Genomic DNA, 23781 nt, shown 5'->3' on the forward strand with positions numbered 1-23781 from the left:
GCCATGGAGCTCGCACAGATAGGAGTCCGGGGCGAGAACGCGTACGCCGCGCGCCGCGAGTTCACCGGCGGGGAAGTCATCAAGATTCCAGGTGACCAGCACGGTTGCCCCGGCGGCCCTCGGCCGTGGTCCTGACCCTCTTCGTGCTGTACGCCATCCTCCTCGGCGGGACCCGGATCCTGCAGTGGATCTACGCACGTGGCTCGGCCGGCCCTCGCCCCTCCCCGTACCGGGCAGCGGCCGCCGCGAGATCCACGATCGATGCGGGGTAGTCCAGGCCCGTGCGGGTGGCATCGTCGAGGTACGGGACACGGTGGACCGTCGTGCCGTCGAGGTTGCGGAGTTCGGGGAGCCAGCGGCGTACGTATTCCCCGCGGGGGTCGAACCGGCGCGCCTGGACGAGTGGGTTGAGGAGCCGGTTCGGCCGGGTGTCCGTGCCGGTCCCGGCGACCCATTGCCAGTTGAGCTGGTTGTTCGCGACATCGCCGTCGACGAGGAGGTCCAGGAAGTGGCGGGCTCCCACCCGCCAGTCCACGTACAGCGTCTTGGCGAGGAAGCTTGCCGCGAGCAGGCGGGCCCGGCCCGGCATCCAGCCCTCGTGGCGGAGCTGCCGCAGGGCCGCGTCGACGACGGGGTAGCCCGTACGGCCCTCCTGCCAGGCTTTGACCTCCTTCGTGGCGCGGCGCCAGCGGTCGTGCCGGGGGCGGTAGTCGTGGTCTGCCGCGTCGGGGCGGGCCGCCAGGACCTGGTGGTGGAAGTCCCGCCAGGCGAGTTGGCGGACGAAGGCATGCGCCCCGGGGCTGTCCTGTGCGCGGGCCCGGTGCAGCAGCTCGGTCGGTGAGAGGCAGCCGAAATGCAGGTACGGGGAGAGCCTGGAGGTCGCGTCGGCGGCCAGGTCGTCCTGGCGGTCCGCGTATGCGGCCAGCGGGCCGGACAGCCATGACCGCAGCCTGCGGCGGCCTTCGGATTCCCCTCCGGCGGGCAGGCCCGGCGACGTGGGGCCCGACGCGAGGGACTGCGCAGGTGGCAGGCCGGCCGAGCGTAGGTCCGGGACCGGCACCGCGCCCGGAGCCGGCAGAACGCCGCGTACGGAAAAGCCCTGCCAGCGGCGGAAGTACGGGGTGAAGACCGCGAAGTGGTCCTTGCCCGCCGGCGTCAGCGCCCCAGGGGGTACGGTCGTCAACGAGGCGTCGTGAACGCGTAGTTCGCGTCGGTCGCCGGCCAGCTCCGCGCGCAGCCGGTCCTCGCGCCGTGCCGCGTAACGGCTCACCCCGCCCGCGATGTGAACCGCCGCGGCCCCCGTCTCCGTCGCCACCCGGCAGGTCTCCTCGGCCACGTCGCCGACACGCACCGTCAGTCGGCCGCCCCGGGCACGCAGGGCCGCGTCGAGGTCGGCCAGACTGTCGGCGAGGAACGCCGCGCGGTTGGGTACGACGAAGCCGGTACGCCGGATGCCGGTGTCGACGACGAAGAGCGGCACCACGCGTTCCGCGTCCCGCAGGGCGGCCTGGAGGACCGGGTTGTCGTGCACCCGCAGGTCCGCGGTGAACAGGGCGACCGAGACGCGCACGGTTCCTTGAGCCCCCTCAGTGCGAACGGGAGTGGGAACGGGAGTGTGTACGGGCCGGTTCAGGGGCGGCCGACTCAGCCGCGGCGGCGATGTTGCGGGCCATGCCGCCGAAGACCGCGGCGTGGAAGGGTGCCACGCCCCACCAGTACGCGTGCCCGGCCAGTCCGTGTGGATGGAACAGTGCCCGCTGCCGGTACACCGTGCGTCCCCGCGGATCCCGGTCGACGTTCATCTCCAGCCAGGCAAGGCCCGGAAGGCGCATCTCCGCGCGCAGCCGGAGCAGCCGGCCCGGCTCGATCTCCTCCACGCGCCAGAAGTCCAGGCTGTCGCCGGCCCGGAGCCGGGTCGCGTCCCGGCGGCCCCTGCGCAGGCCCACACCGCCCACCAGCGTGTCCAGCCATCCCCTCAGGGACCAGGCCAGCGGCGAGGAGTACCAGCCGTTCTCGCCGCCGATCGCCTCCACCACCCGCCACAGCTCCCCCGGCGACGCCGCGACCGTGCGCTCACGGTGATCCGCGTAGAGGCTTCCGCCGGCCCAGCCGGGGTCGGTGGGCAACGGGTCGCTGGGGGCGCGGGGAGTCGAGGCCGAGGACCATCTGGTGGCCACGTCCGCCTCCTGGACGCGCCGGAGAGCCAGCCGGATCGCCCGGTCGAGGGTGACCGGTCCCTCCGGCGGGTCCGGCACGTAACGGACGATGTCGCGCTCGGCGCAGACCACCTCGTGCTTCAGTGACTCGACCAGCGGGCGAGCGAGGGCGCCCGGCACCGGGGTGACCAGATTTACCCAGAGGCTGGACAACCGGGGGGTGAGCAGCGGCACGGGGAGGATGACGCGTCGCGGCAGGCCGGCGACGGCGGCGTACCGCCGCATCATGTCCTGGTACGTGACGATGTCGGGCCCGCCGATGTCGAAGGTGCGGTTGACGTCGTACGGCAGCCGCGCGCATCCCACGAGGAGGCGGAGCACGTCGCGGACGGCGATCGGCTGGATGCGCGTGCGTACCCAGCTCGGGGTCACCATCACGGGGAGCCGCTCGGTCAGATACCGCAGCATCTCGAACGAGGCCGAACCCGACCCGATGATCACGGCTGCCCGCAGCGCGGCGGTGGGGACCCCCGAGGCCAGGAGGATGCTGCCCACTTCGGTGCGGGACCGCAGGTGCGGGGACAGCGCGTGCTGGGGTACTCCGGAAGGCGTCAGCCCGCCCAGGTAGACGATCCGCCGGATTCCGGCGGAGCGCGCCTGCTCGCCGAAGATCCTGGCCGCGCGTCGGTCGGTCTCTTCGAAACCCCGTCCGGCGCCCAGCGCGTGCACCAGGTAGTACGCGACGTCCATCCCCTCCATCGCCGCGCGCACGGACACCTCGTCCGTCACGTCCCCGCGCACGACCTCCGCCTGCCCGGCCCATGGATGGTCCCGCAGCCCGGCCGGCGAGCGGGCCAGACAGCGCACGGAATGCCCGGCGGCCAGCAACTCCGGCACCAGCCTGCCGCCCAGGTAACCGGTGGCACCGGTGACCAGACAGCGCAGCGGCCGGTCGTCGTCGGTCAAACCGATCGCTCGCATGCCGGCCGAGTGCGCCTTGTCCGGCGACGGCTGGAGGTCCGGACCGCAAGAAACGTCATGGCTCTCATATCTCCCGGGGACGTGCCCCTCCCAGGGCCCTGTCGCTGTTTCCCTGAGTCCATGCTTGGGCCCGTGGCCGAGCGCCGCAACCTCGCCGATCCCGGACGGAGGGTGACAGCGGGCTCGGCTCACCAACCTTGAGATCGCCCGCTGACAGATGATCCACGGCCCGGACAGCCAGCCGCGACCAGCAACATCAGGCTGAAACAGGCTCACTGAGAAGTTCCTGAGAACCGGCTGTCATCCCGGCAGGACTCCCATGCCTCATTACCTCTCTTGACCTGCGATTTCGCTGTCAGACGTCGTCATCCGGCGGCCACGCCTCATAGAAAACGTAGAAGTTGTGCCTCCAGCGTTGGCAGTGCGTCGCGGTACATCGGGGGCATTCCGTCCCGCCAGCGGCGCAGTGAGGAGGCCCCGTCGTGACCACCGTCGCGGACGGCCGATCGGCTTACGACCAGTCGACCAGCCACCGCCGTCCCTCTGAACCCCCGCCCGCCATCCCGCCCGGGGCGCTGCCCGCAGCGGTACTCACGCTCATCTGGGCCGGCGCCGCCGCGGTACTGGGCCTGTGGTGGATCAACACCTCGACGGTCTCCGGGACCGGGGCCTGGCTCACCGACGCCGGGCGGATCACGGGGCTGCTGGCCGGCTACGCCGCGCCCCTGCTGGTCCTGCTCATGGCCCGGCTGCCGTTCCTGGAACGGGGCGTCGGCGCGGACCGGCTGACCCGCTGGCACGCCATGGGCGGGCGGTACATGGTCGGCCTGGTACTGGCCCATGTCGTGCTCATCATCTGGGGTTACGCGCTCACCGACGGCAAGGGCCTGATCGGCGAGACGGTGGACATCGTCTTCAACTATCCGGACATGCTCAAGGCCACCATCGGGACCCTGCTGCTGCTGGGCGTGGCCGCGGTCTCCGCCCGCGCCGCGCGCCGCCGGATGCGCTACGAGACCTGGTACTACCTGCACCTGGCCACCTACTTGGCGGTCGCCCTGGGGTTCGCCCACCAGCTGTCCAACGGCGCCGACTTCGTCTCCCAGCCGCTGGCCCGCGCCGCCTGGTACGGCCTGTACCTGGGGACGATCGCAGCGATCGGCTGGTACCGGCTGTTCGTGCCGTTCCTCGCCGACCGGCGTCACCGGCTGACGGTGGCCGAGGTACGGCCCGAGGGGCCCGGGACGGTCTCGGTGATCCTCACCGGGCGGCGGCTGGACGAGCTCAAGGCCGAATCGGGCCAGTTCTTCCGGCTGCAGTTCCTGACCCCCGGGCTGCGCTGGGCCTCCAACCCGTACTCGCTGTCCGCCCCCGTGACCTCGCGCTACATGCGCTTCACCGTCAAGGACCTGGGCGGGCACAGCGCGGCGGTGGCGCGGCTGCGGCCGGGCACCCGGGTACGCGCCGAAGGCCCGTACGGAGCCTTCACCGCCGCACGCCGACGGTCGCGCAAGGTCCTGCTGCTGGGGGCCGGCGTCGGCATCACCCCTCTGCGCGCGCTGTTCGAGACGCTGCCTGCCGCCCCGGGGGACCTGACCCTGGTGTACCGGGCCAGCCGGCCCGAGGACCTGCTCTTCCGCTCCGAACTGGAGGCCATCGCCACCGGCCGCGGCGCCCGGATCCACTACGTGATCGGAGCGCGCCGCGAGGTGGGCGAGCCGCTCACCTCGGACAACCTGAAGCGATACGTGCCCGACCTCGCCCAGCACGACGTCTTCCTGTGCGGCCCGGATGCGATGACCGCCACCGCGGTGAGCGCCCTGCGCGCGGCCGGGGTGCCCCCCCGCCGCATTCACCACGAGTCATTCACCTTCTGATACCGAACGCTCCAGGAGCTTCTTGTGCGTCGAATCATCGTCAGCTGCGCCGCCACCATCTCCGGCGTCGTCCTGCTGCTCTCCCTCAAACCACACTCCACCGCCACCACCTCCAGTGCGTCGATCTCCACCGGCTCCTCCCAGAGCAGCAGCTCGACAGCCGGCGGCACGAGTGCGAGTCCCAGCCCCAGTGCCGGCTCGTCCACCTCCACCCGGACCTTCACCGGCACGGCGGCGCAGACCCGCTTCGGCCCCGTCCAGGTGAAGATCACCGTCAAGAACAAGAAGATCACCAACATCGAGGTGGTGGAGTACCCCAGCGACAACCCGAAGGACCAGGAGATCAACAACTACGCCCTGCCGGTCCTCAACCAGGAGGCGATCAGCGCCCAAAGCGCCCAGATCGACTCCGTATCCGGGGCCACGTACACGAGTGACGGCTACGTGAGCTCGCTGCAGAGCGCAATCGACCAGGCGGGGCTGTGACCGGCACACCGCTGCGGCACGTGGAACACGTGATGGGCACCGTGTTCTCCTTCGACATCCGTGACGCCGGATCAGGAGCGCGAAGGGACGCCGTCCAGGGCGCGCTGCGACGCGCCGTGGACCGCCTTCACCGCATCGACGAGCTGTTCTCCCCCTACCGCGAAGACAGCCAGATCAGCCGGCTCGACCGCGGCGAACTCGCGCTCGACGCCTGCGACCCGGAGGTCGACCGCGTACTGCGGGCCTGCGCGGAGGCCGCACGAGAGACCGGAGGCTGGTTCAGCGACCGGCCCGCAGGGCGCCTCGACCCTTGCGGTTACGTCAAGGGCTGGTCCGTCGAGGAGGCCTCCCGCCTGCTGCGGGAAGCCGGCTCGGTGCGCCACAGCATCTCCGGCGGCGGCGACGTCCAGACGGTGGGCGGGCCCGCTCCGGAGCAGCCCTGGCGGATCGGCATCGCCCACCCCCTGCAGCCGGGCATACTCACGGCCGTGGTCGCCGGCCAGGACATCGCGGTGGCCACGTCCGGGACCGCAGAACGCGGCGCTCACATCCTCGACCCGCACACCGGCCGCCCGGCGACCGCCCTGGCGTCGCTGACCGTGGTCGGCGCCGGCATCACCCGGGCCGACGTCTGGGCCACCGCCGGCTTCGCCATGGGTCCGGACTGCCTGACCCGTATCGAGGCGGTCGACGGACTGGACGCTCTGGCCGTCCTGCCCGACGGGAGCCGCCGCTGGACCTCCGGCTTCCCCGCCTACGCGGCCCCGGCCCTCCCCACCCCCGACCCCGCAGACTGGCGCAGCGCGCTCCCGGCCCTCAGCGCACCCGGCAGGCCGACGCCCTGAGTGTGCTGTCCCACTTTCGTGTCGAGTTCTACGACTGTCTCTGCTCCCGTGCGGATGCGCTGTTCGAGCTCACCGACGCGGTGCTGTGCGCGGACGGCCCGGCAACGTCACCGGGCGAGCTGACGCTGACGGCTGAGTGCTGGCACGGGCGCGATGCGATGTACGACACGGTGAACCACGGCTGGGTGGAACCGCGCCGCCTGCGGCGGGACGGCTGGGTTCTCCTGGGATTCCACCGGCTCGCCAAACGCCTGGTCCGGCGGACGTGACCCCATGAACTGTTGAGCGACGACCAAGCACTGCGAATCGGCGATGCGGTGGGGGTGCCGGTGGATGCGGACGACGCGACTGGCCCTCAAAGCCCTGGCCCGCCTCACCCGGTGAATGGCGCAAACTGATCAGAGCCCCGGTCGGAGTGGGCATATCAGCCAGACTCCGGGCATCACGAGATTCGTGCGAGGCGTCGGCCATTGGCGGCTTCCGACGCCGCCGAAAACCCATAACCGCCGCAGCACTCACGTCCGCACCACAGTGCGGAAATGCACCCCGCCTCACGCCACCGCCGCACCAGTAGAGGCGGTAAACCACGGACAGTCAGGGCACAAGTCGGCAGCCTCCGGAGGCCGCACCCAACCGTGCCGCAAGCCGCTGACCTGCATGTACGAAATCCGAGCGCGCGAGCTTCCCAAGCTCAGAGCGCGGGTTCGATTCCCGTCACCCGCTCCACGACAAAGGCCCAGGTCAACGACCCGGGCCTTGTTTATTGTCTAGACCTATTTACCCCTCCCGTACCCGTTGCGTGCCCGATGCATCTCTCGAGAGGCCTCATGTTGTGCCCGCGTCGGTGGCACGTTGCGCTGGGCGGTGGGGGTGTTTCTCGGGCGGGCCTGCGGCGGCGAGGCGGGGTTCCCAGCCGGGTCGCCGAAGCAACCCGCGAACCGTCCACCATCTGCACCGCCGCACAGCAACGGCACCCCGACAAACCGGAAACACCACGGCCCGGCTCCCGGGCCATGACCGCCGGTGCCGCCGCAGGTGGGAAGGCACGGCCTGGCAGCACCGGACTGTAGTCGATGTGGGCGGATTGCCGGACCCGTGAATCCGCTACGGCACCAAAGGGGCGTTGCGGCTGCAAAGTGCCAGCTGGGAGGATTGCGTTCATGCGTGCTAACGGGGGAAGTGCGGCCGTGCCCACAACCGGGACCACGGAATTCAGGCGGTGGTTCGGCGTGCTGCTGGGGGAGTTCCGGCGCACTGCGGTGCTGGTGCCGCTGGATGCCGGGGGCGGGATGTGGTCAGCGGAGTTGGGCGGGATCCGGTGGATCTACGCGTTCTCGGACGAGGCTGAGCTGGCACGGTTCGCTGCAGCGCGCGGGGCGCGTTCCGAATCAGCCGATCCGGGCTGGGAGTTCATATCCGTGCTGGGTGCGCGGCTGCTGGATGTGGTGATCCCTCAGGTCGGTGTGCCTACCGGGGTGGCGCTGGATGTAGCGGGTGAGCGGCCGGTGATGTTGCCGCCGGTGGCGGGGATCGTGCCGGATGCGGTGGCGGTGGACGCGTGAGCGGCGGGGCGGGGGACGGTTACAGCGCGGACCCGGAGGCGCTGGCGGAGGTGGCCAAGGGTCTGAACGGTGTGATCGCCGAGCTGAAGGACGTCACCGGGCAGATCGGCTACTCCGATGTCGGCCGGGGCTTCGAGGAACTGAGCGGCCCGCGGTGAACTGACGGCGGCACAGGCCCGGAGGACGGCTGCGGGCGCCTCGGGAGGGGAGCGACGGGCGCTCCCCTCCCCTGGGCGGGTCTTCGGTCAGTTCCGCGCAGTGGCGGTCGACTGTTGGGAGCCGCCCCTCCAGTTCCAGTCCCCGCCGGTGGGGATGGAGCCCGTCAGTCCGCCCTCGGGCGTCAGAGCGAGTCGCGCGCCGTAACCGCCGGGCTGGCCGCAGACCTTGTCGCGCTCTTTGAGCGCGATCCGAGCGGATTCGTCGACGCTGGCTGTCTTCTCTCCGGCTGGAGTGATGCGGAGGTGGACTTGAACCTTGCCCGGGCCAGAGTCGCTCGGTATGTCCACTGACATTTTCGTGATCGTCTGAGCCGTTGGCGCTTGGGTGCTGCAATTCCCCTCGACGCACAGCTCGTAGGCCGCGTTGCCGAGATCCGAATAATCGGCTTGTAGCCAAAGGACAGTCACGGAGGACGGCGCCGGCGCTGCCGCGCAATCAGCCCCGGGAGCGGAGCACCCGGCCACGCCGAGGGTGAGAGCGACGGCGGCCGCAGCCATCAGACGGAGCACTCGGCCCTGCGAACGGATCTGCGAGTTCACCACAGCTTCACCGCTCCAGGAAGAGCCTTCTCCGCGAGCGAGATATCCGTGAAAATGATCGTGCACTTCCCATCCCACGCGTCGCTGCATTCACCATCGTCGGTCACTGAATCGCACTCGCTGCCGGAAATGATCCCCTTGGCGTACGCGTGCCCGTTCTTCTTCACCGTGTACACCGGCCCCCCGGAGTCTCCCTTCTTGATGCACCTTCCGGAATTCTTCTGGGCAATGGTCATGTTCTGGGCGACGTACGTTTTTCCGTCCTCCTTGTACTTCACCTTCTTCTTGGTCCCGGTGACCTTCCAGCCGCACACCTCACCGGTCCTGGTTCCACCGCTGCAGAATTGCTCACCCGCCTTGGACCGGGTCGTCCATCTCCCTTCGACCCGCCTCATCGTCTTGCTCTCACTGGTGCCCTTGTATATACGGGCGGATACGTTGTACTTGTTCTCGATGATTTCGGTGAGGGAAAGGTCACCGGAGTAGTATCCCTGCCCGGAGAGCTTGACGGAGCCGGAACTGTTGGCCCAGTTGTCCGCGGACACATATCCGATGGTGAGATCCGGATCCCAGCTGTCCATGTACCCGGTGCTCGTGGTGCAGTGCCCGGCGCTGACCATGTAGGGATGGCCGTTGTACTTCCAGGCGAATCCTGTGGTGCAGAGGTATTCGTCGTCGGTCCTCAGGTCGCCGGCGCGGAAAGCGGCACCGCCCTTGTACGGGGTGGTGTCATCCCATCGGCCTGCGGCCTGCTGAATCGTGCCGACGCCGGGGGACACCTGGATGGCGATGGTGTCGGTGCCGTAGCGCTGTCCCAGCAGGTCAGCCAGGGTCTGGTCCTCGGTCGCGGTCTGGACGACGACCCGGTTGGTCTCCGCATCGACGCCGGCTGTGGCCAGCGCGGAGGCTCCAGGGATGTCCGTGTCGTCGAGGAGCAGGATCTCGTCCGAGATCGATTCGAGTTCGGCCTGGCTGTGGGCCACCACACCGGTGGCAGGGGTCACATCGACACTGACCGTGGCCGCCGCGTCGGCGATGCCGTCCTCGGTGTCTGTAGTGCCGTCGGCAGCCTCTTCCGCATCGTCGACAGTGTCGTCGTCCGTTCCGATGTCGGCGGGGACACCGGTGAGACTGATGGTTTCGGAGGCGTCGTCCTCGGCAGTGAGATCCGTGACAGGAGCGACGATGTTGCCGCTGCTCTCGTCGAGGTAGGGCGGGGCGAAGTTGTCGGGGTTGGCCTCGGCTCTCGTCTCGGCCGCGTCCAGGGCGTAGGACTGCACGGTGGTGGGTTCGGTGGTGTCGTCGGAGGTGTCACCGAGGAGGTCGACGCGGGTGAGCAGTGCGGTGACGGCCTCGGAGGGTGCCGGCGAGTTGGCTCCACCGAAGACGACACGCAGTTCGAGGTCACCATCAGCGGCAAGGCCGCCGGTGTTCCAGGTGAGTTCCGGCGCGACGCCGTCGGTCATGGTGACGGGCCAGGTGACCGCGCCGCCGTCCGACGCCTGGACAACGTCCGTGGCGGGGATGTCGGCCCAGGCTTCGGCATCACTGCGGCGGTACTGGAAGGTGGCGCCGGTCAGGTCGGACGGCCCGGCAGCGGCCAAGGTAGCCGCGTAGCCGACCTCTTCGCCGTTCAGCGGGGCGGTGAGCCCAGCGGTGCCGACGTGAAAGGTGTACGAGGTGACGGCGGAGACGTTGCCGGCCTTGTCGGTGGCGGTGACGGCCAGCAGGTGGCTGCCCTCGTCGGCCGGGGTGAGCGTGATGCTGGTGGTGGCGGCGGAGACGGTCAGGGAGGTCGCCGTGGCGCCGTCCAGGGAGTAGCTCAGCTTGGCCAGGCGGCTGTCGTTGGAGGTGAGGGTGAACACACCGGTGTCGCCCGCGTCGCCGGTCCAGGAGTCCGTGGGGAAGTCCGCCGAGCCGACGGTCGGCGCGGCGGGGGCGGTGGTGTCGACGGTGAAGCGGTAGTGGGCAGTTGCGCCCCAGGTACCGGAGGAGTTGACGGCGCGGACGTGCAGATACCAGGTGCCCTCGGCCTTGGTGCCGCTGTAGGCAGCTGAGGTGGTGTCGCTGGTCGTGTCCGGGACGGTGGTGGCGCTGGAGTCCACGGCGTAGCTGTAGCCGGTCGCGGTGCCCGAGGTGGTCCAGGTCGCCGTCAGGGCTCCGGAGTTGTAGGCGCTGGTCTGGTCGGGGTGGGTGGTGGACTTGATGGTGGGCAGCAGGGTCAGCGTCGAGTCGACGGTGAAGGCGAAGTGGGCGGCGGAGGCGGACCAGTTGCCGGCCGCGTCCTTGGCGCGTACGTGCAGGTACCAGGTGCCGTCGGCGCTGACCGTGGTGCTGTACGCCGTGGTGGTCTGGGTGGTGCCGCCGCTGGACGGAAGAGTCGTTGCGCTCTGGTCGACAGAGACTGTGTACGCGGCCGCGCCGGAGCGGTCGCTGGGTGCCGTCCAGCTGAAGCTCGCCGCGCGGCTCGCGTAGGTGGCGGTGCTGAGTGGGTGGGTCGAGGAGGAGACCGTCGGGGTGCCGGGCGCGGTGGTGTCGATGTTGAAGGTGAAGGTCCTGGTGGCCGACCACAGTCCGGCCGCGTTCTTGGCGGCGGCGTGGACGTACCAGGTGCCGTCGGCCTTGTCGGAGGCGGTGACGGCCGTGGTGGTCTGGGTGACCGTGGTGCCGGCAGAGGTGGAGGGGTTCTGGTCGATCTTGACGGCGTAGCCGACGATGCTGCTGGTGTCGCTGGCGGTCAGGGTGCCGGTGAAGTCGTTGGCGGCGTACCAGGAGGTGGACGAGGCGTGGCTGGTGCTTGTGACCGTCGGTGCGGTGGGCGCGGTCGGGTCCACGACCAGGGTCCGCCAGGAGGACCAGGCCTTGGAAAGGTCGGTCGTGTCGTATGCCTTGGCCCGCCACTTGTACGTGCCGGTCGACAGCGTGCCCGAAGTCCACGACCCGGTGCTGCCGGACAGCACGTAGGCCGAGTTACCCGTGGTCATACGGGTAGTCAGGGCGCTGTTCCAGACCTCGAAGGTGTAGCGGAGTTCGTCTGCGTCGGCGTCGGTCGCCTTGGCCGAGAGGGTCGGTGTCGTGTCGCTCGTGGCAGTGCCGTTGGGGGGAGTGACGAGGGTCGCGGTGCTGGGGTAAGAGTTGTAGGTGACCGTCAGCTTCGGTGCGTAGCCGGAGGTGGTGTAGTTCGCCGAGCGGTAGCGTCGCCAGGTCAGCGAATCGTCCTCGTCAGCGCTGTTGAGCCGCAGCCCGTAGTTGGGCAGGCCGTCGGCCCACGCTTGCACGATGTCGTCAATGTCCCAGTTCGAATATGCCGCCGGGCAGGAGGAGCTGTAGCCGTAGGCGCTGGTGTTGACCACCGCGCCCACCGTCGTGGTGGTCGGCTGATCACCCCAGGTGATGTCGGAGGACGACCATGCGGAGGTGACTCGACGAACTCGGGTTCCGGCACCCGAGGTAGAGCAGGTCGAGGAGTAGTACGAAAACAGCCCCAGGTTCGTGTCGACTATGTGCTTGCCCACGAAATCCGACACGTCGAACTTCAGGAACGACCGGGCGACAGTCGAGCCCGCGTTGTAGGTGCCGGACTTCAGCTCGGTGGAGGAGACCTGCGAGTCGGTGTAGTTGGTGGCCACCCAGGTGTCGGTGGTCACTGCGAGCGTCGATGTCGGGTCCACGGTGACGGGATACGTCGCCATGGCGAGGAAGTCCTCGTCCGGGGTCAGTACCAAGGTCTGCGATCCGTCGTCGGCGGTCTCGATCCGGCTGGCCACTCTGGCCTGGTGCTCCGGCTCTCCGGACGCCTCGTCCTTGGTCGAGTCCCACATCATCGGCGCCGGGGCCTCGGCCACGAGCTTGCCGCTGGTGTCCTTGAGCAGCAGGTGGCCGGATTCGGCCTGGGACAGCGTCAGCCCGTCCAGGTTTAGCGGGATCCGGTACGACACCGCCTCGTCGGGCGGGCTGTCCAGCAGTACGTTCTGCGAGAATCCCTGCGGCAGCGCCGTGACGCTGAGCGTCTGGCCGTCCCCGAGGTCGTAGGAGGCTGTGTCGTCCTTGACCGTGGGCGTCGGAAGGCTGTCCTCCCAGCCAAGGCCGAATGACTTGCCCCCGTCGGTCACCGAGGCGAGGTGCGTGTCCCCACCGTCGGAAACGGTGACATCGGTGGGAGCGGCTTCCGGAGTCAGACTGGCGCCGGTGTCGGCCAGAGTGGTGTCGATGTCCTTCCACTCACCGTCCTGCTTCAACCGGATCTGCCCGGCGTAAGCCTTCACGGTCAGGGTGCCGTCCGGATTGGCATACGTGGACGAGTCTTCGGTGCGCGCCGAGAGGATCTCGATCGCGCGGTTCTGAGCCTGCGCCAGTACCCGCGCCGTCGCCTCGTCGTCAGCTTCGGCAGGCCCGAGGTCAGCCTCGGCCACATCCTGGGCTGCGCTTTCGGACGATGCCTGTTGCGTGTCGTCGGCTGCGGCCCGGCTTGCGACCATGCTGACGGCTCCGCCGGTCAGCGTCAGGACCAGCAGCGCGGCGGTCCCTCCCCTGCGTATGCGACTGAAGGACCCTCTTCGGAACAGCACTCTCAACTCGGTTTCCCTCCCCAAAGAGACCGGAACATGATCATGACCGGCATCCGCAGGAGTCTGCATCAAGAACCTGAACAGACCAGGAGTTGACCAAAGCTTTTATCCCGATATACACATTGCCGAGCGCTCGCCCTCGGAGCCGCACTCTCCATCCGGCACAAAGCAACGAAGCAACGCAATACCCGATTTGGGCACGACAAACCGCTGACATGATCCGCTTTGCCACCATTTATGGACCCGCTCACCGCACAGGCGAGCACCCGGCCGCATTTTGTGATCATTTTGTGACGGCTTTGCGGCGAACCCGCGCGCGTCACTGACCGCCGCCTCGCCTACCGGTGGGCGTAAAGAACCCGTACCGCTGTACGAGCTAGGTACTGCTCGCGAAGAGGACGGCCGCAGTGACTCCGCAGCCGGACAGCCAACTCCACCGCCTCGGCCTCAAGTTCCTCCACCCGCTGTCGAGCCGCAGCCCCCCGCGCCTGAAGCTCTTCCGGCAACGACACCATGGCACCCCACCTCTACCCCGCAACGGTAGAAGTACGACGGCACCGACCCACCGCCAGCGCGCCCGCGCTGGAAGGGGCGTGCGTCGTCGCCTTCCGGGGGCGGCTCGCTGCCGGCGTCGGTCGATCCGGCGTCCCGAGCGCTCCGGAGGAACCAACTCCCCTTGTTTTCGAGCTAGTTGACGGGGGAGGAAGGTGGTAGGGGCGGGGTTTGAGGGGTGTGATCCGGGGTCAGATGTGTCCCTCGGCAAGCAGAGCGGCTGATAACTCCTGCGGTCCCCATGCCGATCGATCTCGCCGGTGACGAGGTCAGGCGGGTCCAGCAGATGGTGGTCATCCGACAGGGGGCGGGCGCATGAAGTGGCGTCGTTCGGCGAAGTCCAGCTCATCCAGTGGCAGTACGGGACCGGGACCGGGACCGGCCCAGGCAGCCGGTACCGCCGACCTTCAGCGGCAGGTGGGAGAGCTGTCCTCCGAGGCGCAGGCGCTGATGGTCAGTGGGTTCTCCGCCGACGCTGCGCCGCTTCAGCAGGAGGCCAGGAGGCTGATGTACGTGCTCGTGGAGCGCGACCCGGGCGATCGGGAGGCCAAGCTGATGCTCGGCAGCCTGTTGTACGGCCTGGGCTCGACGCTGGTCAGCGCGAGGCAACCGGACCGGGCGCTCGCGGCGCTCACGGAGTGCGCCGGAGTCTACGAGGAGCTCGCGGAACTCGGGGAGCCCGACATGCGGCCGCTGGTCGCTGACGTCCGGGCACGCAAGGCGCAGGTTCTGACCCAGCTGGGCCGCGGGGTGTCCGCCGTCATGGAGTCGGACCAGGCGGTCATGACCTACCTGGACCTCGGCGCGGACAACTCCGCTCACCCCTTGTGCCTGGACCTCGCCCGGGTGCTGACCCTGAACGCGAATGTGCTGTACAGCTACGGTGACCACGACCTCGCCGTCTGTTCGGCGGACTGGGGCGTCCGCTTCTACCTCTCCAGGGCCGAAGCGATCAACAGCGGCTCCCTCGCGGAGTCCTTCATGCACGGGCGGTACCTGCGGGGGGCCGCCGGGATCGCGGCGCGTGTGCACAGCGAACAGGGCCGGCCCGAGATCGCCCTCGCCGTCGGCGCGACCGAGGTGCACAGCGCGAGGGCGATGGCCCGGTCGAACGCCCCCGAGGACCTCGCCCACCTGGCCTCGGCCCTCACCCGCCACGGACTCGTTCTTCGCGACGCTGGTCGTACCGATGAGGGCGGAGAACTCATCGAAGAGGGCCACAGGCTCGATCCCGCGACCGCAGCCGAGGCTGAGGCCACCGGGAACGGGGACGAGCCGCTGTCGGCGTCCTTCTCCGCCGCCCTGGCCGCCGCAGCACGGCGACTCGGTGACGACAGGGTGCCATCGGCGCTGCGAGACCTCGCGTTCGACCCGGCGGACAGGGCCACGACCGTGGTCCCCTCACTGCGCTGCCAGACGCAGACCGCACCCGCTGTCGCGACGATGCTCGCCGGACTCGCCGTCGACCTCCTGAACGACCCGGACCCGTCCAGCGCCCGCGAGGCCGGTCTCCTGGGTCGCGAGGCACACTACTTGTTCGCCGCGGCCTCCCGGGCCCAAGTGATGTCCATGCGCTACCAGTTCCATGACTACGGAGCCACCTGGGCGCGGATGCTCCTCGCCCTGATTCCCGCCTTCGAGAACAGCCCCGGAGGTGCGGTGATAGCCGAGGACCTGGCCGGCTGGCTGGGCGGCATCACCGTGCAACTCCAGCCGTTCGCCTTGATGGACCAGGTCACCGCCCGGCTGGTCGAGGAGTGCAACACCCTCCTGGAGCGCCTGCTGCCGTGACGCCTCGTCGCCACGACTACGGGCGGAGCCCAACACCAGCCGAGATGCCACTTTCCTACGTAATCCTTTCTCCGCGGTCGCCTTCTCCGGCCGCACACACCGGCGCGGGGTCGCCGAGTGCTGCGGCACAACGTTGAGGCCGGGGAGCCGCATCAGTCCTCACACCCCTACCCGGTGGGCATGCCCTGGCCGTGCCCTGACGGGCGGTACACCAGGGTCAGCAGCGGGGTGGATTCACGTTGCCGGGAAGTACTCACTCACCGGGTTTTCCCAGCTCAGCTGGCCTTTCGGGCGCTCGCTATCATGTGATTCCCAAGCTCAGAGCGCGGGTTCGATTCCCGTCACCCGCTCCACGACAAAGGCCCAGGTCAGGATCCGCAGGGTCATTCGCTCGGCACCATGTCTTTCTCGGCCTCCACCTCCGCTTCCTGGTGCTCACCGACCGATGCGCCCAGTAGCGGAAAGGTGACCAGAGCGGTGAGGACGAGCAGCACACCTCCGCACCAGAATGGGGCCCGCAGCCCGTAGGCGGACGCGACGAGCCCACCGCACAGTGAGCCCACGAGCAGGCCGAGAAGGCTGAAGGTCCTGCTCGCACCGGCGACCCTGCCGAGCAGTTCGCTGGGGATCAGGGCCTGGCGCAAGGAGGTGACAGTGATGGTCCACACCGACGTGTAGAAGAAGTAGACCGCCAGCATCGAGGTGACAAGAGCGACGGAATCGGTCACCGCGATCACCAGGTACGCGGTCGCGCCCAGCAGCAACGTACCGCCAATCGTCCGGCCGGTGCCCAGTAGTTGGCGCACCTTGACGGCGGCGGCGCTGCCGGCGAGGCTGCCCGCGGCCGAGACCGTCAGGATCACGCCGTATTCCGTTGGGCTGAGGCCCAGCGTCTTGGTGGCGAAGAGCACCAACACGGAGAACGGGAGCATATAGGCCAGGTTGGCGGAGAAGGACATCAGCGCGAGCGACCGCAGCAGCCGATGCCCCTTCAAGTAGCGCAGGCCTTCGCCTATCTCCCGTGCCATATGCGGTCGCGGGCTGTCGGCGGCGGCCGGACGCGGGGCGAAGTCCCCCTTCATCCACCAGAAGCACACAGCGGCGACCATGAAGGAAGCCGCGTCGAAGAGGATCGGTAGCATCACCGCGATGCCGAACAGCAGGCCGCCCAGCGGAGGTCCGGCGATTTCGTCGCACACGGTCTGGGCACCGGCCAGCCGGCCGTTGGCCCTGTCCAGATCCTTGGTTTTGACCATGGTGGGCAGTACGGAGAAGGCCGAGACATCGGCCAGCGTCTCCAGCAAACCCAGCAGCACGAAGACGCTGTAGAGCGTCCAGATGGAAGCGAGGTCGAACCCGGCCAGCACCCCGAGCACGGCCAGCACCGCACCGCGCGCCAGATTCACACCGGCCATCAGCTTGCGTCGGTCCAGCCGGTCCACCGCTGCTCCGCTGACGACGGAGACCAGCAGCCGGGGCATGGCGTAGGCGGTTGACAGTGCGGCCACCAGCTCGGGCCGGTCTGTCAGCGTGGCCGCCAGCAGGGGGATGGCGACGAAGCTGACGCCATCCCCGAGGTTGGACAGGGCACTGCCGACCCACAACTTGCGGAACTCCGACCCCATACCGTTCAACGCGTCCTCCTGTTGTGCGCTCCTCCGTCGGATGACGGATCGCTCCACTGCCCGATCTCCGCCGCGAGCATCGCGACATGGGGTCGTGCCATCATGCTGAAGTGGTCGCCCGGTACCTCTCTGACCTCGAGCCCGGGCCCGAGTGCCGACTGCCATGGGAACCACCGCTGCTCGGATGCGTCCTCACCGGCCGCCAGATAGAGAGCCGGACCCTCGTACGGCGGAATCCGGTGCTCATCCATCGCGTGCACGTTGGTACGGAAGAGCTCGAACAGCCTGCCGAAGCGGTCCTTGTCGATCTCAGGGCCGATGATCTCCAGTCTGCGAGCCCAGGCCCAGAGCGTCGCGTCGTCGGGACACTCCCGAGCGGTCAGCGTTTCGCTCCGGCCCACGGCAGCCGACAGATAGCCGCTGAACTCCTCGACCAGGTCCGACTCTTCGTCCCTGGGCCCCGGGGGAGGGCTGTCGATCAGCACCGCCTTCGGCTGCCCCGCTCCGGAGTCATCGAGCTTGCGGGCCATCTCCAGGGCGATGAGCCCGCCCATGGACCAGCCGATCAGCGTCAGCGCCGGCGTCGACAGGCTGGTCACTCCCTCCTCGCGTAGTAGCTCCAGGTAGTGGTCGGCGAGTTCGGACACCGAACGCAACGGGGGTGCGCCGTCGTGGAGTCCCGGCATGGCCGCCGCGTACACCGGCCGCCCGGTGTCCAGGGCCATTACCAGGCCCGCGTAGCAGAGGATGTCCCCGCCGACCGGCGGCAGGCAGACGATGGCCGGGCCAGATCCCGGGCGGATGGTACGCAGTGAGGTCAGGGGCTCCGTTCCCACCTCGGACAACAGCCGGGCGAAGCCTTCGACGGTCGGTGCCTCGAAAAGCTCCACCGGGTGCAGATCGGTGCCGCAGATCTCGTTGAGCCTGGCGACGGCCTGCAGGGCAACGATCGAGCGGCCGCCCAGCTCGAAGAAGTCGTCCGTCAGGGATATCTCCGCCTGTCCCAGTAGCTCGCCCCAGGTCTCCGCGACCACGCGCTGCATGGCGGTCACCGGAGCCCGGCCTTCGGCCGTTCCCTCCCCGCAGCCCGCGAGCGGCGCCTTGGGCGACAACGCCGTGTGGGTGCGCCCGAGGAGAGGCGACACCTCGTCGACGGGGAGAGCGGACGGGTCGTGCGCCACCGCTTCCAGGACTTCCAGCACATGGTTCGTCATGGCTCGGGCGGTTGCGGGTTCGAAGCGGTCGGCCGCGTAGGTGAGGTCCACGCGCAGGCTTCCGTCCTGTCGTTCACCGACCCACAGGCTGACGTCGAACCAGGAGGTGATGCCGTGTGCCTCCACGTCCTCTCCGATGAGACTCCCGAGGGAAACGGGCTGCTCGGAGAAGCTCTCCACCGAAAGGAAAGCTGAGAACAGCGGGTTGCGGCCGGAGATCCGCGGCATGTTCAGCTTTTCGACCAGCCAGTCGAAGGGAACGTCCTGGTGCGCGTATACGTTCAGAGCGGTGCCGCGCACTCCGGCGAGCAACTGACGGAAGGTCGCGGAGCCGTCGAGACGGATACGGAAGACCGCCGTATTGGTGAACAGTCCGACAATTCCAGCGGTGTCCGGGTGGTCGCGCCCGGACACCGCTGAACCGATGACCATGTCGTCGCTGCCGGAGAAGCGCCGCAGCATCATGGCGTACGCACTCTGCAACACCATGAAGAGCGTGGCGCTCTCCCGGCGCGCGAGGGCACGCAGCGATTCCGCCAGCGCGGCGGGTACGTCCAGCGACACGACCCCGCCGTCGCCGGCCGAGCGGGCCGGGTCGACCGGGTCCCGCGGCAGACCGAGTTCGGTCGGCGCCCCGGCCAGCTCTTGGCGCCAGAAGTCGAGATCGCGCTCGGCATCCGGGGTACGGAGCCAGCGGCGCTGCCGTGCCGAGTGGTCCAGGTAGCCGGACTTCGGAGCTGACACCGACGGCCGGCGTTCCTGGACGAAGTCGTCGTAGAGCGTCGCCAGTTGATCGTAGAGCACACCCAGGGACCAGCCGTCGGCGATGCTGTGATGCAGGTTCAGCAGGAGCACGTGATCGTCCTCGGCCACCTTGAGCACGGCGGCCCGCACCAATGGGCCACCGAGCAGGGAAAACGGGGTACGCGCATCCTGTTCGGCGCGCCGGCGGACCTCGGCCTCACGGTCGGCCGGGGGCATCCCCCGCAGATCGGTCACGGGGCAGTCCAGCGGTTCGCCGGAGGGCATCTGGAGCGGCTCGCCCAGCACATCGGCGTACCGCATCCGCATCATCCCGTGCAGGTCCGCCAGTTCCCTGAGCGCCGAGCGCAGCGAGTCCAGGGAGAGTTCCCCGCGGAAGCGGTGTGCCGAGGGCAGGTTGTAGAGCGCCTTGCCCGAGGTGAGGCGCTCCAGGAACCACAGGCGTCGTTGCGCCTCTGAGAGCCGCACCTGATCGGCCAGCTCGGCGTCCTCCGCCGTCCGCGCCAGAAATGACTGTCTCTCTCGTGGAGACAAGCGCATGAAGCGTTCGTACCTGTCGGTTCCCATTCCTTTTCCCTGCTCGCTCATTCAACACAACGGTCGGACGCCAGGTCGCGCAGGAGTTCCTAGGAGATCTCCGGCCAATTGCTCCGGTTGTCGCCGTGCGCGTGGATCAGGGCGAGTGCGATACGTTCCAGGCCGAAGGCCACGCAGGAACTGTGGGCGCTCTCCCCGCCCTCGTACCGGATGTCGAACCGTCGGCCCAGATGGTCCCGATGGCGGTTGGCCGATGCGATGGCGGTCCCTGGGTCCCCCTCCCGGACCTTGGCGACGAACTCGTACTTGAGGCCCTGTTCCAGCTGGGTGGAGCGCATCAACCGGCCGCCGGGGCCGAAGAAAGGGTCCGTCGCGGACACGGTCTCGATCCGAAGACCCAGGCCGGTGAAGAGCGACTGGCACCGGCCGATCCACTCGTCCCGCCACGTGGCCGTCGCTTCCGGCCCGCCGACCGCGATGAACTCACGCATCCGGAAGACCCGGAACCGTCCGATCTCACTGGTCGCTTCGTGCCGGTAGCAATAGCCGGAGGCGTCAAAGGTGTTGAGCCCCGAAAGTTCCAGGTCGGCGAGTTCCGAATAGACGTTGTAACAGACGGCGGGAGCGAGCACCACATCAGTGGGCTGCCGCGCACCCTGCGGTTCCGTCGCATCGCCGGCCTGCTCGCCGGAGAACGCGTGCACGGTTCCGAGCAGGTGTGGGAAGGACTCGGCGTACTCCGAGCGCTCGACCCGCGGCGTCGCCATGATCGGCGGATACCAGGTCGGTCCGAACATCACGTCCTGTGCCGTACGGGTCAATGCGGACTGGAGGTCGGACACCACCTCCTCGAACCGTGCCCCGAACCCGAACGTCCCGGGGATCCCCGTCTCCTTCGCCCATCCGCCCTGGCCCGTGAACTGATCGGCCCGGCCCGTCGCAGTGGTCACTGCTGGAACATCCTCTCGCCAAAGAGCAGCATTTCGGAATTGGCCAGATTGATCTGACGGTTGGACACCATCAGGCGGGCCGAGTAGAGATCACGGATGTGCCGTGCCACGGAATAGGGGCCGTCCTCGGAATATCCGGCCATGCCGCAGATTTCCAAGGTCCTTTCGACGATGCGGGACGCCTCCACGGAGACCGAGGTCTTGAGAGCGTTGGCCCGCACCGTGATGCTGCCGTCGTCCTCGCCCCCGTCCCATCGGGCGTACTCGCCGGCGAAGTGGTGGACCGCGCCCTGGAGCAGGCGAAGCTGTGCGTATGCCTCTCCGAGCCGCTCGTCGGTGTGGGTGTTTCCCGCCCGCGCCGCCGACCGCGCCTTGGCCCGAGTGAGCCTCGCCGCACGCCGTACGGCGTCTCCCGCGACGCCCGCCCAGACACCGGCCCACAGGACATGGGACAGCGGCACCATGCACTGGGCGGCGATCGAACCGAACGGCTCGTCCAGCATCTGGGAGGCGGGGACTGTGGCCCGGACCCGGAACGACGGGCTGCCGGTGCCCCGCATACCGAGCGTGTTCCACCCGCCGGTCTGCTCCAGGTCCATCTGGCCGCGCTCGGCCAGCACGAGTACCTGGTCGGAGGCGGGAGCGGCCTCATCCCTGCGCAGCGACACGAGGAAGGCGTCCGCCACCGCCCCGTACGACACGGTCGTCGCCTGCTTCTCGAAGCTGACGACCGAGCCCAGACGTACGGCCGCCGCACTGCTGGTACGAAGGCTGCCGCCGATGCCCGCTTCGGAGGTCACGGAGGCGATCAGAAGCTGGTCATGGGCCGCGCGCCTCAAGTAGTCGCCGAGCACCGGCTGTTCGGTGGCGGACCTGGCCAGGCAGGCGACCTGGAGCTGGTGCATCGCCCAGATCATCGCCGTGGCCGCGCAGTGTCCGCCCAGTCGCATGCCGAGCCGGGTGAGATCCTCGACGCCGAAGCCGTGGCCGCCGAACTCCCCGGGGATCGCGGCCGACCACAGACCGGCCTCGCGCAGCGCGTCAATGGAGGCCCGCGGCACGGTGGCGGTCCGGTCGGCCCTGACCGCTTCTTGTTCGAGCACACCCGCGAGGGCCTCCACAGCGGCCTGCGCGGCGTGGAAGGTCAGCGGGGCGTGCGCCGCGGTGGACGGCTGCGGCTGCGCCTCGACGGTCATTTCGCCGCCCCGACGGACATCGAGTCGCTCTGGGCACCGATCAGTTCGGCACATGCGTCGGTCAGCCGCCCGATGCTGGAGAACAGCGCCTTTCCGAGCCACTTTTCCGGGAACTCGATGGCCAGCTCCCCCTCGACCGCCAGCATGACGCGGGCGGCGGCCAGGGACGTCAGACCGTGATCGTAGAGATCGTCCGTCAGAGCCAACCGGTCGGCCGTCGCCTGCAGTTCCGCGTGGGCGTCGAGCTTGGCACGGACAACCTGCTCACATCGATCGCGTAGGGTTTTCACTCGTTCTCCTCGGTGTCGTCGGGCAGCGCCTCCAGAAGGGCGAGCGTGCGCCGCCGTTGTTCCAGCTCCCGCTGGCCCAGATCGCGGATCAGCCTGATGTGGCGCGCACGCGAGACGCCGCCGGGTTCGATGGCCAGCGTGTGCGCCAGGTACCAGCGGCGCTCCAGCGAGGACACTGCCTCCACCGCGGGCCGGAGTCCGGGCAGCCGCTGGGCCAGCGCCTTGAGGAACAGGGCGAGATAGAGCCGCTCAGCCGCCACCCCGCTCACGTCCGGCGTCCCGGTCACGATCCCTTCGTCGCAGGCGGTGAGGTATGCGGACAGTGCGGCCTCGTCCCGTTCCTTACCCGCGCGCAGATCGTCCGCGAGGGCGCGGGCCAGCCGGAGCGGCCCGGGGACCCGGTCCGGTTTCGAACGGACCAGGAAGGTACGCGACTCCTGCGCGCAGGAGGCCGATCTCATCCGCACCCAGTCGTCGAATCCGTAGAAGGCGGGCGAAACGTTGTTCATGGGATCGACGACCTGGACGCCGGTGGAATCGGCGCCGATCACCAGCACGCAATGCGTGATGTGCCGCTGGTTCTCAAAGGGCGAGGGAAGGAAGTAGGAATCCACCGCAGCCGCCACGGGATGCCCTGAGGCGACGGACTCCCGCTCGAATTCCAACGCGGCACCGGCGAGGGGAAAACGCAGATCCTCCAGATCCGTGCCGTGCACCGTACGGACGGATTCGAGCCAGCGTCCGCTGCCCTCCAGGAAGTCCCCGGACGTCCAGGAGAAGCCCCAGCTCATTCCGATGGCATCCGCCGCGTCCCCGAGCCCCTGCCATTCGAGCAGGTTGGCGACGGACTGCTGGTAGCAGCTCCCGAAAGGGGTTTCCCCCGTGTACCGGGGATGCGGCAGGGACAGCGTCCCGGGCTTGTTCTTGTCGGGCATCATCAGCCTCCTCCGTTCCCGTACGGGTCAGTGGCTCGGCGCGAACCGGGGCGTGGCCGCGGGGACGGATCCGGGTGCTTCCTGGGCGTAGACCTCCGCCGCGACGGCGACGATCTCGTCGAATCCCTCCACCCGTACGGACTGGGCCTTCACCATCGCGGCGAAAGCACCCAGCGTGGGGTTCTCGAAGAGACCCGCCAGGCGCAGTTCGACACCGATGACGGTCTCGACACGTGCGAGCACCTGCACCGCGCGCAGAGAACTGCCGCCGATCGCGAAGAAGTCCGCCCGGAGGGACGGCACCGGCACGTCGAGCACGGCGGCCCAGACCGCGGCCAGCCACCGCTCGACGTCATCGGACGGCAGCTCGGCCGACGCCGCGGCCTCCGGGTCCATGCCCTCGGTGCACGTCGCGTTCAGGAGCGCACGCCGATCGAGCTTGCCGTTGGCCAGCCTCGGCAGTTCGGCGACTGCCACGAACCTGACCGGTACGTGCGAGGCGGGAAGGGACCGGGCGGCGTGGACCCGCAGTTCCGCCGGCGCGGGAGCCGGCCCCTCCGGCACGAAATAGGCGACCAGTTCACTTTCCTCGGGCTCTGCTCTGTCCTGGCTCCCGGCAGTGAGCAGCCGCTCCAGCTCCCGCAGCTGGGACTCGGAAAGGCCTTCGACGCTGTACGGCATGGGCGTTCCTCTCTC

Annotated in this window: 17 protein-coding genes; 7 read left to right on the forward strand and 10 right to left on the reverse strand. The window is 68.9% G+C overall.

Going from position 1 to position 23781, the window contains the following annotated elements:
* Nucleotides 1-190: 190 nt before the first annotated feature.
* Together OG607_RS20520 and OG607_RS20525 are read right to left on the reverse strand one after the other, a co-directional pair.
* Nucleotides 191-1570, reverse strand: coding sequence for a cryptochrome/photolyase family protein (locus OG607_RS20520; RefSeq protein WP_405725181.1), 1380 nt, complete (start codon nucleotides 1568-1570; stop codon nucleotides 191-193).
* A 16-nt stretch (nucleotides 1571-1586) separates the two neighbouring features.
* Entirely contained in the window at nucleotides 1587-3137 is a 1551-nt protein-coding gene (locus OG607_RS20525) for an SDR family oxidoreductase (protein WP_405725184.1), read from the reverse strand.
* A 482-nt stretch (nucleotides 3138-3619) separates the two neighbouring features.
* On the opposite strand from OG607_RS20525, the gene OG607_RS20530 reads away from it, so the two are divergent.
* From OG607_RS20530 to OG607_RS20555, 6 genes are all read left to right on the forward strand, one after another.
* Nucleotides 3620-5014 carry a ferric reductase-like transmembrane domain-containing protein gene (locus tag OG607_RS20530; RefSeq protein ID WP_405725187.1) on the forward strand — a complete coding sequence of 465 codons (1395 nt, stop codon included), beginning with the start codon at nucleotides 3620-3622 and terminating at the stop codon, nucleotides 5012-5014.
* A gap of 24 nt (nucleotides 5015-5038) precedes the next feature.
* On the forward strand, nucleotides 5039-5500 hold the full coding sequence (locus OG607_RS20535; protein ID WP_405725190.1) for an FMN-binding protein: 462 nt from the start codon (nucleotides 5039-5041) through the stop codon (nucleotides 5498-5500).
* A 32-nt stretch (nucleotides 5501-5532) separates the two neighbouring features.
* Nucleotides 5533-6345 carry an FAD:protein FMN transferase gene (locus tag OG607_RS20540; protein WP_405736932.1) on the forward strand — a complete coding sequence of 271 codons (813 nt, stop codon included), beginning with the start codon at nucleotides 5533-5535 and terminating at the stop codon, nucleotides 6343-6345.
* 2 nt (nucleotides 6346-6347) lie between these two features.
* A complete protein-coding gene (locus OG607_RS20545) occupies nucleotides 6348-6614 on the forward strand; it encodes a hypothetical protein (RefSeq protein WP_405725193.1) in 267 nt (88 codons plus the stop codon).
* A 918-nt stretch (nucleotides 6615-7532) separates the two neighbouring features.
* The gene (locus tag OG607_RS20550; protein WP_405725196.1) at nucleotides 7533-7907 is read left to right on the forward strand and encodes an SseB family protein; all 375 of its coding nucleotides are present in this window, start codon (nucleotides 7533-7535) and stop codon (nucleotides 7905-7907) included.
* Nucleotides 7904-8065, forward strand: coding sequence for a hypothetical protein (locus OG607_RS20555; RefSeq protein WP_405725199.1), 162 nt, complete (start codon nucleotides 7904-7906; stop codon nucleotides 8063-8065). Before OG607_RS20550 ends, OG607_RS20555 begins: the two co-directional genes overlap by 4 nt.
* Nucleotides 8066-8661: 596 nt before the next feature.
* Here OG607_RS20555 and OG607_RS20560 read toward each other — a convergent pair.
* Complete coding sequence (locus tag OG607_RS20560) at nucleotides 8662-13143, reverse strand: DNRLRE domain-containing protein (protein WP_405725202.1); 4482 nt, start codon at nucleotides 13141-13143, stop codon at nucleotides 8662-8664.
* A gap of 957 nt (nucleotides 13144-14100) precedes the next feature.
* Here OG607_RS20560 and OG607_RS20565 point away from each other — a divergent pair.
* On the forward strand, nucleotides 14101-15576 hold the full coding sequence (locus OG607_RS20565) for a hypothetical protein (RefSeq protein ID WP_405725205.1): 1476 nt from the start codon (nucleotides 14101-14103) through the stop codon (nucleotides 15574-15576).
* Between the two features lie 383 nt (nucleotides 15577-15959).
* Here the strand turns inward: OG607_RS20565 and OG607_RS20570 are convergent, their stop codons facing one another.
* The 7 genes from OG607_RS20570 to OG607_RS20600 all read right to left on the reverse strand — a co-directional run bounded on the left by OG607_RS20570 (nucleotide 15960) and on the right by OG607_RS20600 (nucleotide 23766).
* Nucleotides 15960-17258, reverse strand: coding sequence for an MFS transporter (locus tag OG607_RS20570; protein WP_405725208.1), 1299 nt, complete (start codon nucleotides 17256-17258; stop codon nucleotides 15960-15962).
* Nucleotides 17207-19645, reverse strand: a complete 2439-nt coding sequence (locus OG607_RS20575) for an alpha/beta fold hydrolase (RefSeq protein ID WP_405725211.1) — start codon at nucleotides 19643-19645, stop codon at nucleotides 17207-17209. The genes OG607_RS20570 and OG607_RS20575 overlap by 52 nt, the downstream gene beginning before the upstream one ends.
* A gap of 158 nt (nucleotides 19646-19803) precedes the next feature.
* Nucleotides 19804-20664 (reverse strand): hypothetical protein, encoded by an 861-nt coding sequence (locus tag OG607_RS20580; protein ID WP_405725214.1) that lies wholly within the window; start codon nucleotides 20662-20664, stop codon nucleotides 19804-19806.
* Nucleotides 20661-21860 (reverse strand): acyl-CoA dehydrogenase family protein, encoded by a 1200-nt coding sequence (locus tag OG607_RS20585; protein WP_405725217.1) that lies wholly within the window; start codon nucleotides 21858-21860, stop codon nucleotides 20661-20663. Before OG607_RS20585 ends, OG607_RS20580 begins: the two co-directional genes overlap by 4 nt.
* Nucleotides 21857-22150 carry an acyl carrier protein gene (locus OG607_RS20590; RefSeq protein ID WP_405725220.1) on the reverse strand — a complete coding sequence of 98 codons (294 nt, stop codon included), beginning with the start codon at nucleotides 22148-22150 and terminating at the stop codon, nucleotides 21857-21859. Before OG607_RS20590 ends, OG607_RS20585 begins: the two co-directional genes overlap by 4 nt.
* Nucleotides 22147-23088, reverse strand: coding sequence for a hypothetical protein (locus OG607_RS20595; protein WP_405725223.1), 942 nt, complete (start codon nucleotides 23086-23088; stop codon nucleotides 22147-22149). Before OG607_RS20595 ends, OG607_RS20590 begins: the two co-directional genes overlap by 4 nt.
* Nucleotides 23089-23112: 24 nt before the next feature.
* Complete coding sequence (locus OG607_RS20600) at nucleotides 23113-23766, reverse strand: phosphopantetheine-binding protein (protein WP_405725226.1); 654 nt, start codon at nucleotides 23764-23766, stop codon at nucleotides 23113-23115.
* Nucleotides 23767-23781: the final 15 nt, after the last annotated feature.

Source organism: Streptomyces sp. NBC_01537 (assembly GCF_045040445.1).
Lineage (GTDB): Bacteria > Actinomycetota > Actinomycetes > Streptomycetales > Streptomycetaceae > Actinacidiphila.